Here is a 12,557-nt window from a genome sequence, read left to right as displayed (position 1 = left end):
TCAGTTGAAAAGGGCGGGGATTACGCTAGATAATCGTTTGCCTTAATTTGACCACCCGTTTGTAAGCGCGGAGCTAAACGTTTGCTTTTTTTGTGACGCCCTTTCGTCGCAAACGCAACACAAGGATTTGACGTTTAGCTGGCAGTGGCGTCTCCACCTCGCTTACGGACTTCCTAAAAAACTCTCAGGGGATGTTTTCTATGTCTACGCCATCTGCGCGTACTGGCGGTTCACTTGACGCCATGTTTAAAATTTCGGCCCGCGGCAGCACCGTGCGCCAGGAAATTGTTGCCGGTTTGACAACGTTTCTGGCGATGGTTTATTCCGTCATCGTTGTGCCGGGCATGCTGGGAAAAGCAGGCTTCCCGCCAGCGGCTGTCTTTGTGGCGACCTGCCTTGTAGCCGGCGTGGGCTCCATCGTGATGGGTCTGTGGGCGAACCTGCCGCTGGCGATTGGTTGCGCCATTTCTTTGACCGCGTTTACCGCGTTCAGTCTGGTGCTGGGTCAGCACATCAGCGTACCGGTTGCGCTGGGGGCCGTGTTCCTGATGGGTGTGCTGTTTACCGTGATTTCAGCGACCGGCATCCGTAGCTGGATTTTGCGCAACCTGCCGCAGGGCGTGGCGCACGGTACCGGCATCGGTATCGGCCTGTTCCTGTTGCTGATCGCCGCCAACGGCGTTGGTCTGGTCATCAAGAACCCGCTGGACGGTCTGCCGGTAGCGCTGGGCCACTTCGCCAGCTTCCCGGTGATTATGTCGCTGATCGGTCTGGCGGTGATTATCGGTCTGGAAAAACTGAAAGTCCCGGGCGGCATTCTGCTGACCATTATCGGTGTTTCTATTGTCGGCCTGATTTTCGATCCGACCGTACACTTCTCCGGTATCTTCGCCATGCCGTCTCTGAGCGATGACAAAGGCAACTCCCTGATTGGCAGCCTGGATATCGTTGGCGCGCTGAACCCGGTGATCCTGCCAAGCGTGCTGGCGCTGGTCATGACCGCCGTGTTTGACGCGACCGGTACCATTCGTGCGGTGGCCGGTCAGGCGAACCTGCTGGATAAAGACGGTCAGATTATTGACGGCGGCAAAGCGCTGACTACCGACTCCCTGAGCAGCGTCTTCTCTGGTCTGGTAGGTGCGGCGCCTGCGGCGGTGTACATCGAGTCCGCAGCGGGTACGGCGGCAGGTGGTAAAACCGGCCTGACGGCGATCACCGTCGGCGTGCTGTTCATGCTGATCCTGTTCCTCTCTCCGCTCTCCTATCTGGTTCCGGCGTATGCGACCGCGCCAGCGCTGATGTACGTTGGCCTGCTGATGCTGAGCAACGTGGCGAAAATCGATTTTGCGGATTTCGTGGACGCGATGTCTGGCCTGATTACCGCGGTCTTCATCGTCCTGACCTGTAACATCGTGACCGGTATTATGATCGGCTTCGCGTCGCTGGTGATTGGTCGTCTGGTCTCCGGTGAATGGCGCAAGCTGAACGTCGGCACCGTGATTATCGCCGTTGCGCTGGTAGCCTTCTACGCGGGCGGCTGGGCAATCTAAGTTGTCCATTGATGCGAAAACGGGTGGCTCAGGCCGCCCGTTTTTATTTTCAGGACTCATCCTGTTGCCTTTTGCGTTACTCTGGAGAAGATAGAATAAAAGGCACGACGCCTTCCGGAGTACATAAGCAACACAGCAAACAGGGAACGCATGGAAATCTTCTTCACAATACTCATCATGACCCTTGTGGTCTCGCTATCCGGGGTGGTTACACGCGTACTGCCCTTTCAGGTCCCCCTGCCATTAATGCAAATTGCCATCGGCGCGCTGCTGGCGTGGCCGACGTTTGGCCTGCACGTGGAATTTGACCCCGAACTGTTCCTCGTGCTGTTTATTCCGCCGCTGCTGTTTGCCGATGGCTGGAAAACGCCCACCCGCGAATTCCTTGAGCATGGGCGCGAGATCTTCGGCCTGGCGCTGGCGCTGGTGGTGGTCACCGTCGTCGGGATTGGTTTTCTGATCTACTGGGCGGTACCGGGTATTCCATTAATACCGGCTTTTGCGCTGGCCGCCGTGCTGTCGCCAACCGATGCCGTGGCGCTGTCCGGCATTGTGGGTGAAGGCCGTATTCCGAAGAAAATCATGGGGATTTTACAGGGTGAGGCGCTGATGAACGACGCCTCCGGCCTGGTCGCCCTGAAGTTTGCCGTGGCCGTTGCGATGGGCACGATGGTCTTTACCGTCGGCGGCGCGACGCTGGAATTCTTCAAGGTAGCGATTGGCGGTATTCTCGCAGGCTTCGTGGTGAGCTGGCTGTACGGCCGCTCATTGCGCTTCCTCAGCCGCTGGGGCGGCGATGAGCCCGCAACGCAGATCGTACTGCTGTTCCTGCTGCCGTTTGCCTCTTATCTGATTGCCGAACATATCGGCGTGTCGGGCATTCTGGCTGCGGTTGCGGCGGGGATGACCATCACCCGTTCCGGCGTAATGCGCCGCGCGCCGCTGGCCATGCGTCTGCGTGCCAACAGCACCTGGGCCATGCTGGAATTTGTCTTTAACGGCATGGTGTTCCTGCTGTTGGGCCTGCAGCTGCCGGGCATTATGGAATCCTCGCTGGTGGCGGCGGAAGCCGATCCGAACGTTGAGGTCTGGATGCTGTTTACCGACATCGTGCTGATCTACATGGCGCTGATGCTGGTGCGTTTCGGCTGGCTGTGGACGATGAAAAACTTCAGCGTGCGTTTCCTGAAGAAAAAGCCGATGGAGTTCGGCTCGTGGACAACGCGTGAGCTGCTGATCGCCTCTTTTGCGGGCGTACGCGGGGCGATCACCCTTGCCGGTGTGCTCTCCATTCCGCTGCTGCTGCCCACGGGCGACGTCTTCCCGGCGCGCTACGAGCTGGTCTTCCTGGCGGCGGGCGTGATTCTGTTCTCCCTGTTTGTCGGCGTAATTATGCTGCCGATTTTACTCCAGCATATTGATGCCGGGGATTCGACCCAGCAGCATAAAGAGGAGCGTATTGCCCGGGCAGCTACCGCCGAAGTGGCAATTGTCGCGATTCAGAAAATGGAAGAGCGTCTGGCCGCGGATGCGGAAGAGAACATCGATAATCAGCTGCTGACGGAGGTGAGTTCCCGCGTGATTGGTAACCTGCGCCGCCGCGCGGACGGGCGTAACGACGTGGAAAGCTCGCTGCAGGAGGAGAACCTGGAGCGCCGGTTCCGCCTGGCGGCGCTGCGCTCAGAGCGCGCCGAGCTGTACCATCTGCGCGCCACGCGGCAGATCAGCAACGAAACGCTGCAAAAGCTGCTGCACGATCTGGACCTGCTGGAAGCGCTGTTGATAGAGAATCAGTAGCGCTGTCTTTGCCCGGTGGCGCTGCGCTTACCGGGCCTGCGTGCTCGATCGGTTCCCTCTCCCTGTGGGAGAGGGTTAGGGTGAGGGCACCCAAAACCCCTCACAACATTGCAGCCATGCCTGCGCGCTCTGCGATAAATACACCCCTTCGCGCCAGATCATCCCCAGCTGCCAGTGCAGGTCGCTCTCCAGCGGGATCCAGCGCAGCGTGTTTTTATCCAGACGTTCGCAAATCGGCCGCGGCAGAATGGCAATCCCCACGCCGGCCTGTACCATCGCCGCCAGGAAATCCCACTGTCCGCTGCGCACCGCTATGCGCGGCTTGACGTTATGCTGGTTAAACAGCGTCATTAGCTGGCGGCTGAGGGCGAAGTCTTCGTTGTAGATCAGCAGAGGGTGCTCGCCGAGCAGTTCAGGTCTCACCGAGTCTAACTTCAGCCAGTCGCCGGAGCGGGGAACCAGCACGCATAGCGGGTGGCTAAAGAGCGGAAGCGTCGCCAGACCGCTCTCTTCCTCAACGGGAAGGGCGGTCATTGCCACGTCGAGCTCGCCGTTGGTGACGGCCTGCTGGACGGTTAACCCACCAAACTCCGAAATCTTCAGCTCAACGCCGGGATAACGCTGGCGAAACAGGCCGATCGGCCCGGCCATCATCATCCCCACCATGGGCGGAATGCCGAGGCGAAGCACCCCTTTCTTCAGATGATTGATATCACCCAGCTCTGCTTCCAGCTGGCGAAACTCCGCCAGAATCGCCAGCCCGCGTTCGAACACCACGCGTCCGGTATCGGTCAGCAGTAGCTTGCGCCCATCGCGGATCAGCAGGGTACAGTTCAGCTCATCTTCGAGGTTTTTCAGCATCTTGCTGATGGTGGGCTGGGTAACAAATAACTTCTCCGCTGCGCGGGTAAAACTTTGCTGACGAACCACTTCGACAAAATAGCGCAGCGTTCTTATGTCCATGATTATTCCTCGAAACTATACCTGTGATGATTTTAATTCATTTCAGTCCATACCGTGCGCTCTCTATACTGGCGCCTCGTCTCATTTTTGAGGAAAACCCCCATGGCCGTGGCGTTAAGCCGTGTTACGCCTGCCGTTGTGCAACGACTCCAGGTACCGGTTCAGGTACTGCTCTACGCGGGACTGTTTGTTTTCGCGGAATATCTTGTCGGCTGGCTGCATCTGCCGCTGCCCGCCAATCTTGTCGGGATGCTGCTGATGCTGACGCTTATTCTGTGCCGCGTGATCCCCCTTAACTGGGTGCGCGCCGGGGCGCGCTGGCTGCTGGCGGAGATGCTGCTGTTCTTTGTTCCGGCGGTGGTGGCGGTGGTGAACTATGCGCAGCTGCTGATGGTGGACGGCTGGCGAATCTTTGCGGTGATCGCGCTGAGTACGCTGATGGTGCTGGGGGCGACCGCCTGGGTGGTGGATAAAGTGTATCGCTTTGAAATCAGCAGGCACAAACATGACTAATTTTCAGATCAGCGTCTTGTGCCTGATTGCGACGCTGGCGATCTACTTTGCCAACAAGCGGCTGTATCGCCGCTTTCATGCCCTGCCGCTGATGCCGCTGGTCTTCACGCCGATCCTGCTGGTGCTGATGCTGGTCTTCGGCCACATCTCCTGGCAGAACTACATTGGCGAATCCCACTGGCTGCTGTGGCTGCTCGGCCCGGCGACCATCGCTTTTGCCGTCCCCGTTTACGACAACCTGGCGATTATCAAACGCCACTGGATGTCGCTCAGCGCGGGCGTCATCACCGCCACGGTGGTCGCGGTGTGCAGCTCCGTCTGGCTGGCGCGGCTGTTTACGCTGCCCGATGAAATTCAGCGCAGCCTGGCGGTGCGTTCGGTGACCACGCCGTTTGCGCTGGCGGCCGCTAAACCGCTCGGCGGGCAGCCGGATCTGGTGGCGCTGTTTGTTGTCGTGACGGGTGTGTTCGGTATGGCGGTCGGCGATATGTTGTTCCTGCGCTTGTCGATCCGGGAAGGGATGGCGAAAGGCGCGGGGTTTGGCGCGGCGTCGCACGGGGCGGGCACGGCACGCTCGTATGAGCTGGGGCAGCAGGAGGGCGTTGTCGCGAGCCTGGTGATGATGCTCTCAGGCGTAGTGATGGTGCTGATTGCGCCGCTGGTGGCGTGGGTGATGTTTTAAGCTCCCCGGCCAGAATGACCGGGGAGAAAGGCTTAGTGCGCGCGGCCCTGCTCAACGCCCAGGCCGGTTTGAGAACGGATGAACTGGGCGCGGAATTTCTCACGCTCCAGGTTACCTTCCGGCGAATTGTCGGTGGCCGAGAAGAACCAGATGCCGATAAACGCCACGGCAATCGAGAACAGCGCCGGGTATTCATACGGGAAGATAGCGCTTGCGTGACCGAGGATCTGCACCCAGATGGTCGGGCCCAGAATCATCAGGATCACCGCCGTCAGCAGCCCCAGCCAGCCGCCAATCATCGCGCCGCGCGTGGTCAGCTTCGACCAGTACATGGAGAGCAGGATGATCGGGAAGTTACAGCTTGCCGCAATCGAGAAGGCCAGCCCCACCATAAAGGCGATGTTCTGCTTCTCGAACAGAATGCCTAACAGAATCGCCACGACGCCCAGCACCAGCACGGTGATTTTCGAGACCTTCAGCTCGTCGCGCTCGCTCGCGCCTTTGCGGAAGACGTTGGCGTAGAGGTCATGCGATACCGCAGACGCGCCTGCCAGCGTCAGCCCTGCAACCACCGCAAGAATGGTGGCGAAGGCCACGGCGGAGATAAAGCCGAGGAACAGGTTACCGCCCACCGCGTCGGCCAGGTGCACCGCTGCCATGTTGTTACCGCCAATCAGCGCGCCCGCCGCGTCTTTAAACGCCGGGTTCGCCCCCACCAGCATGATCGCGCCAAAGCCGATGATAAAGGTGAGGATATAGAAGTAACCCATGAAACCGGTGGCGTAAAAGACGCTCTTGCGCGCTTCACGCGCGTCGCTCACGGTGAAGAAACGCATCAGGATATGCGGCAGGCCCGCGGTACCGAACATCAGGCCGAGACCGAGCGAGAGCGCGGATATCGGGTCTTTCACCAGCCCGCCCGGGCTCATGATCGCGTCCCCTTTCGGGTGGACTGCCATCGCTTCGGTGAACAGGTTATTGAAGCTGAACCCGACGTGCTTCATCACCATAAAGGCCATAAAGCTGGCGCCGAACAGCAGCAGGACGGCTTTGATGATCTGCACCCAGGTGGTTGCCAGCATGCCGCCGAACAGCACGTACATCACCATCAGCACGCCAACCAGCACCACCGCGACGTGGTAGTTCAGGCCGAACAGCAGTTCGATCAATTTACCCGCGCCGACCATCTGCGCAATCAGGTACAGCGCCACCACCACCAGCGAACCGCAGGCGGAGAGGGTGCGAATCGGCCCCTGCTTCAGGCGATAGGAGGCCACGTCAGCGAAGGTATAGCGGCCCAGGTTACGCAGGCGTTCGGCAATCAGGAACAGGATGATCGGCCAGCCGACGAGGAAGCCGAGGGAATAAATCAGGCCGTCATAGCCGGAGGTATACACCAGCGCGGAGATCCCGAGGAACGAGGCGGCGGACATAAAGTCACCCGCAATCGCCAGCCCGTTCTGGAAGCCGGTAATGTTGCCGCCAGCGGTGTAGTAATCGTTACGGGAGCGCACGCGTTTCGACGCCCAGTAGGTGATGTACAGCGTCAGCAGGACGAAAATCAGGAACATCACAATGGCCTGCCAGTTGGTTGGCTGGCGCTGGACCTCGCCGGTAATGGCATCCGCCGCGTGGGCGGCAAAGGGAAGCGTGGCGGCGAGCGCCGTCAGAACTCTCTTCATGATGCTTTTACCTCTTGCAGTACCGCTTTATTAAGTCGATCGAATTCACCGTTCGCGCGCCAGACGTAGACGCCGGTCAGCAAGAATGAAATCACAATCACGCCAATGCCAATCGGAATACCGCGCGTCACGCTGGTCCCCTCGTGCAGCGGGGTGCCCAGCCAGTGCGGGGCAAAGGCGATCAGCAGAATAAAGCCGACGTAGATAACCAGCATGATGATGGAAAGGATGAAGGCAAACCGTTGCCGCTTATCGACGAGCTCCCTGTAGTGCGCACTATTCTCTATCTGCTGACAAATATCGTTATTCATCACAGAGTCTCCAGAAGTATTTGTAGGGGAGGTTTTATTGTTCCCTCTCCCTTGAGGGAGAGGGTTAGGGTGAGGGGGTTACGATGGCATCGCAATGGCCTGCTTCTCTTCGAGCAGTTTTTCCACCACGCCAGGATCCGCGAGCGTTGAGGTATCACCGAGGTTGCTGGTGTCTCCAGCCGCGATTTTGCGCAAGATACGACGCATAATTTTGCCGGAACGGGTTTTCGGCAGCGAGTCTGTCCAGTGCAGCACGTCCGGCGTCGCCAGCGGGCCAATCTCTTTGCGCACCCAGTTGCGCACCTCAGCGTAGAGCTCAGGCGACGGTTCTTCACCGTGGTTCAGGGTGACATAGGCGTAAATCGCCTGGCCTTTGATGTTGTGCGGAATGCCCACAACCGCCGCTTCGGCAATCTTCGGATGCGACACCAGCGCCGATTCAATCTCAGCGGTGCCCAGACGGTGGCCGGAGACGTTCAGCACGTCGTCCACGCGCCCGGTTATCCAGTAATAGCCGTCTTCGTCACGACGCGCGCCGTCGCCGCTGAAGTACATGTTTTTAAAGGTCGAGAAGTAGGTCTGCTCGAAGCGATCGTGATCGCCGAACAGGGTACGCGCCTGACCAGGCCAGGAGTCTGTGATCACCAGGTTGCCTTCGGTGGCGCCTTCCAGCGGGTTGCCTTCGTTATCCACCAGCGCAGGCTGCACGCCGAAGAACGGACGGGTTGCTGAACCGGCCTTCAGCTGCGTGGCGCCCGGCATCGGAGTGATCATGAAGCCGCCGGTTTCGGTCTGCCACCAGGTGTCCATCACCGGGCATTTCTCGTTGCCGATTTTCTTCCAGTACCACTCCCAGGCTTCCGGGTTGATTGGCTCACCCACCGAACCGAGGATGCGCAATGAAGAGCGGTCAGTGCCTTCGATGGCTTTATCGCCTTCCGCCATCAGTGCGCGGATCGCCGTTGGCGCGGTGTAGAGAATGTTGACCTGGTGTTTGTCGACCACCTGACACATACGCGCCGGGGTCGGCCAGTTTGGTACGCCCTCAAACATCAGCGTTGTTGCGCCACAGGCCAGCGGGCCGTACAGCAGATAGCTGTGTCCGGTAACCCAGCCCACGTCGGCGGTACACCAGTAGATGTCGCCCGGATGGTAGTCGAAGACGTATTTGAAGGTGGTGGCCGCATAGACCAGATAGCCACCGGTGGTGTGCAGGACGCCTTTCGGCTTACCGGTGGAGCCGGAGGTGTAAAGAATGAACAGCGGATCTTCGGCGTTCATCTCTTCCGGTTGATGCTGATCGCTCGCGTTCTCAATCAGGTCGCTCCACCACAGGTCGCGCCCCTCGTTCCAGTCGATTTTGCCGCCGGTACGCTTAAGGACGATAACGTTACTGACCGTTTTGACGTTCGGGTTTTTCAGCGCTTCGTCGACGTTTTTCTTCAGTGGGATTCCGCGCCCGGCGCGCACGCCTTCATCGGCGGTGATCACCAGTTTTGAACTGGAATCGACAATACGGCCCGCAACCGCCTCTGGCGAGAACCCGCCAAAAATCACCGAGTGAATTGCGCCGATACGCGCGCAGGCCAGCATGGCCACCGCCGCTTCAGGCACCATCGGCATATAGATAGCAACCACATCGCCTTTTTTAATGCCCTTTTCCAGCAGGACGTTGGCGAAACGGCACACGTCGCGGTGCAGCTCTTGGTACGTAATATGTTTGCTTTGCGAAGCGTCATCGCCTTCCCAGATGATGGCCGTCTCATTCCCGCGCTCGGCGAGGTGACGATCGAGGCAGTTCGCCGCCAGGTTCAGGGTGCCATCTTCATACCATTTAATGGAGACATTGCCGGGCGCAAAGGAGGTGTTCTTCACCTTCTGATAAGGTTTGATCCAGTCAAGGATATGGCCCTGCTCACCCCAGAAGGTGTCCGGGGCGGTGATAGATTGCTGATATTTCTCGTGGTACTGCTCCGGGGTGATCAGGCAACGGTCCGCAATATTTGCGGGAATGTCGTGTTTATGTATTTGGCTCATGGCTTTTTTTCTCCTTGTAAGATGTTAATAATATGTCGCAAAAACGTTAATTGTAGGGGCTTTACAAGCTTTGTTTATTATTTGGGCTACAGATCACGCATTGTTTGAAGAGTATGAAAATTGAGCGAATGAAACTTTGAAGGAAAATAATTGATGCTGACGATTATTCACATTTATGTTTAAAAAAGCGTTTTTATAACAAAAGGTTATTTATCAGAATTAGAACAAACTCCCGTCATCGTCGCTTTTGTGAGTGAAACGCGTCGTTCTTTAAGGCTTGCGCAACAGGTCGCGCAAATGATACTCATACGCCGCGTTAAAAAATCCCATAAACCAACGCAACACAATTCATACCCTTTCAGTATGTCTCCCTGTTCATGCAGTTTGAGTGAATAAGGCGCTTCATTGAGGAAGTCAGTTTCTATGAAAAACGTTAAAGTCAGCCTTGCCTGGCAGATCTTAATCGCCCTTGTGCTGGGCATCTTGCTGGGCAGTTACCTCCACTATCACAGCGACAGCCGCGAATGGCTGATTGCGAACCTGCTTTCACCGGCAGGGGATATCTTTATTCATCTGATCAAGATGATTGTGGTGCCGATTGTGATCTCGACTCTGGTGGTCGGTATTGCGGGCGTCGGCGATGCGAAGCAGTTAGGCCGTATTGGTGCGAAAACCATTATCTATTTCGAAGTGATCACTACGGTTGCGATTATCCTCGGTATCACGCTAGCGAACGTGTTCCAGCCGGGTTCCGGGATCGATATGTCGCAGCTGGCAACGGTGGATATTTCGAAATACCAAAGTACGACCGCTGACGTGCAGAGTCATGCGCATGGCCTGATGGGCACTATCCTGTCGCTGGTGCCGACCAACATCGTGGCGTCGATGGCGAAGGGCGAGATGCTGCCTATCATCTTCTTCTCGGTGCTGTTTGGTCTGGGGCTCTCTTCCCTGCCGGCGACGCACCGTGAGCCGCTGGTGACCGTGTTCCGCTCTATCTCCGAAACCATGTTCAAAGTGACCCACATGGTGATGCGTTACGCGCCGGTAGGGGTGTTTGCGCTTATCGCGGTGACCGTGGCGAACTTCGGTTTTGCCTCCCTGTGGCCGTTGGCGAAGCTGGTGCTCCTGGTGCACTTCGCCATTCTGTTCTTCGCGCTGGTGGTGCTGGGGATCGTGGCGCGCCTGTGCGGGCTGAGCATCTGGATCCTGATTCGCATCCTGAAAGATGAGTTGATTCTGGCGTACTCCACGGCAAGTTCTGAGAGCGTGCTGCCGCGCATCATTGAGAAGATGGAAGCCTACGGCGCGCCTGCCTCTATTACCAGCTTCGTGGTACCGACCGGCTACTCCTTTAACCTGGACGGTTCGACGCTGTACCAGAGCATCGCCGCTATCTTTATTGCGCAGCTGTACGGCATTGACCTGTCGCTGTGGCAGGAGATCGTGCTGGTGCTGACGCTGATGGTGACGTCAAAAGGTATTGCAGGCGTTCCGGGCGTCTCCTTCGTGGTGCTGCTGGCAACGCTTGGAAGCGTCGGTATTCCGCTGGAAGGTCTGGCGTTTATCGCCGGCGTCGACCGTATCCTCGACATGGCGCGTACGGCGCTGAACGTGGTGGGGAATGCCCTGGCGGTGCTGGTTATCGCCAAGTGGGAACACAAATTCGATCGTAAAAAAGCGCTGGCGTATGAACGCGAGGTGCTGGGTCGTTTTGATAAGACGGCCGACCAGTAACATCCTAAGCCGGGTGGCGCTGCGCTTACCGGGCCTACGGGTTTTGTAGGCCGGGTAAGGCGAAGCCGCCACCCGGCACTTTACTCTCCGCTCAGCGCATCAAACTCTTCGCATCCCGTATCAAACCCTTCAGTGCAGCTCAGGTTCAACCAGTACAGCGCTTTCTGTTTATTGGGCGTGATAAAGCCTTTCTCACCCTGCCTGAACAACATCCCTGCCCAGTACTCGGAGTAGCCCGTGCGTGAAAGTGCCGAGCTCCGCTTGAACCACGAGGCGGCCTGCACGTCGTCCTGGGCCACTTCAACGCCGTTGGCATAAATCAGCCCCAGCAGCATTTGCGCATCTACCGCAGAGTCGTTGTCGATATCTTCGGCCGCCGTTTGCAGCAGTTTGATGGCCTGGGGATAGTCGGTTGTACCAGCCTGAGTGTTGACCAGCACGCGCGCCAGCATGATCGCGCCGCGTTTGCTGCCCGCGATGGTTGCCTGCTGCGCCAGTGCCTTAGCTTGCGCATAATTTCCCTGGGTAAAGAGGATTTGAGAGAGCAGCCCCATGGCGTCGACATCGCCACCTTTAGCGGCTTTCTCGGCCCACAGCGCGGCCTGCTTGCTGTCACCGGAGCTAAAGTATGTATCGGCCAAATAATACTGGGCACGGGCATCGCCCGCTTCAGCCTGTTCTTTGTATTGGCTGCCAATCTCGTCGGCACGGACAAGCGATGTAAAAAGTAACAACAACAGAAAAATATGTTTCATGGGGTCTTATCATCGGGGTACACGCCGCGCAGTATAATCGCGGCGACAGAAGAAAAAAATGGGTGCATTAAGACCTCAGCATCCTGCAAGCCGGGCGGAACCAAGGTTCCGCCCGTAGAGGTTAGCCTGCGTTACAGGCTAATTTTGCCGCCACCTCCTGATGTTCACCCTTTATTGAAAACTCGCATAACTTACCTCGAGTAATAAAGGTAAAGATCACTATCGTCAGGCAAATAATAAAGACAATGCCTAACGCAGTTTTTAATGGCGTCATGCCTTTTACTCCTTGTCAAAAAAAGAATAAGAGGCTACTCTCAACTTGTCGGAGTTGAGGGAGAGTAGCCTCGGGTAAATGAAAATTTCCCGGGGCTTTCTACTTTCTGTCCCTCAACAATGCTCAAGACAGAAAGTCTTAAGCACCCGCCGCACATCTTATCCCTCTGAATTAAAATGCAAAGATGTAATTCTTTTTCGCGAGAATTACATTATTTCTGCGAGCCGCTTTCCAGAATAATAATTGATATATTTGA

11 protein-coding genes are annotated in these 12,557 nt (G+C 57.3%); 5 read left to right on the top strand and 6 right to left on the bottom strand.

Annotated features, from left to right (window positions below):
- The first annotated feature begins 200 nt into the window (after nucleotides 1-200).
- Nucleotides 201-1,550 carry a guanine/hypoxanthine transporter GhxP gene (gene ghxP / locus ACZ6J2_RS19285; protein ID WP_023310059.1) on the top strand — a complete coding sequence of 450 codons (1,350 nt, stop codon included), beginning with the start codon at nucleotides 201-203 and terminating at the stop codon, nucleotides 1,548-1,550.
- A 150-nt stretch (nucleotides 1,551-1,700) separates the two neighbouring features.
- Entirely contained in the window at nucleotides 1,701-3,347 is a 1,647-nt protein-coding gene (locus tag ACZ6J2_RS19280; RefSeq protein ID WP_023310060.1) for a Na+/H+ antiporter, read from the top strand.
- A gap of 75 nt (nucleotides 3,348-3,422) precedes the next feature.
- Here ACZ6J2_RS19280 and ACZ6J2_RS19275 read toward each other — a convergent pair whose 3' ends face one another.
- Nucleotides 3,423-4,310 carry a LysR family transcriptional regulator gene (locus ACZ6J2_RS19275; RefSeq protein ID WP_471726458.1) on the bottom strand — a complete coding sequence of 296 codons (888 nt, stop codon included), beginning with the start codon at nucleotides 4,308-4,310 and terminating at the stop codon, nucleotides 3,423-3,425.
- A gap of 102 nt (nucleotides 4,311-4,412) precedes the next feature.
- On the opposite strand from ACZ6J2_RS19275, the gene ACZ6J2_RS19270 reads away from it, so the two are divergent.
- Both ACZ6J2_RS19270 and ACZ6J2_RS19265 read left to right on the top strand, forming a co-directional pair.
- A complete protein-coding gene (locus tag ACZ6J2_RS19270) occupies nucleotides 4,413-4,823 on the top strand; it encodes a CidA/LrgA family protein (RefSeq protein ID WP_021242769.1) in 411 nt (136 codons plus the stop codon).
- The gene (locus ACZ6J2_RS19265; RefSeq protein ID WP_023310063.1) at nucleotides 4,816-5,505 is read left to right on the top strand and encodes an LrgB family protein; all 690 of its coding nucleotides are present in this window, start codon (nucleotides 4,816-4,818) and stop codon (nucleotides 5,503-5,505) included. Before ACZ6J2_RS19270 ends, ACZ6J2_RS19265 begins: the two co-directional genes overlap by 8 nt.
- Nucleotides 5,506-5,537: 32 nt before the next feature.
- Here ACZ6J2_RS19265 and actP read toward each other — a convergent pair whose 3' ends face one another.
- The 3 genes from actP to acs form a co-directional block, all read right to left on the bottom strand.
- Nucleotides 5,538-7,187, bottom strand: a complete 1,650-nt coding sequence (gene actP, locus ACZ6J2_RS19260) for a cation/acetate symporter ActP (protein ID WP_471726457.1) — start codon at nucleotides 7,185-7,187, stop codon at nucleotides 5,538-5,540.
- Entirely contained in the window at nucleotides 7,184-7,498 is a 315-nt protein-coding gene (locus ACZ6J2_RS19255; RefSeq protein WP_023310065.1) for a DUF485 domain-containing protein, read from the bottom strand. Before ACZ6J2_RS19255 ends, actP begins: the two co-directional genes overlap by 4 nt.
- Nucleotides 7,499-7,576: 78 nt before the next feature.
- Complete coding sequence (acs, locus tag ACZ6J2_RS19250) at nucleotides 7,577-9,535, bottom strand: acetate--CoA ligase (protein ID WP_471726456.1); 1,959 nt, start codon at nucleotides 9,533-9,535, stop codon at nucleotides 7,577-7,579.
- A gap of 423 nt (nucleotides 9,536-9,958) precedes the next feature.
- Between acs and gltP the strand changes: the two genes are divergently transcribed.
- On the top strand, nucleotides 9,959-11,272 hold the full coding sequence (gltP, locus tag ACZ6J2_RS19245; protein WP_023310067.1) for a glutamate/aspartate:proton symporter GltP: 1,314 nt from the start codon (nucleotides 9,959-9,961) through the stop codon (nucleotides 11,270-11,272).
- A gap of 80 nt (nucleotides 11,273-11,352) precedes the next feature.
- Here the strand turns inward: gltP and ACZ6J2_RS19240 are convergent, their stop codons facing one another.
- Entirely contained in the window at nucleotides 11,353-12,027 is a 675-nt protein-coding gene (locus ACZ6J2_RS19240; protein ID WP_471726455.1) for a tetratricopeptide repeat protein, read from the bottom strand.
- A 121-nt stretch (nucleotides 12,028-12,148) separates the two neighbouring features.
- A complete protein-coding gene (locus ACZ6J2_RS19235) occupies nucleotides 12,149-12,301 on the bottom strand; it encodes a Hok/Gef family protein (RefSeq protein WP_032644722.1) in 153 nt (50 codons plus the stop codon).
- Between the last annotated feature and the right edge of the window lie 256 nt (nucleotides 12,302-12,557).

The sequence above is a fragment of the Enterobacter sp. E14S genome (assembly GCF_055666685.1).
The sequence above is the reverse complement of the archived record's forward strand: the minus strand, read 5'-3'. Positions and strand labels throughout refer to the sequence as shown.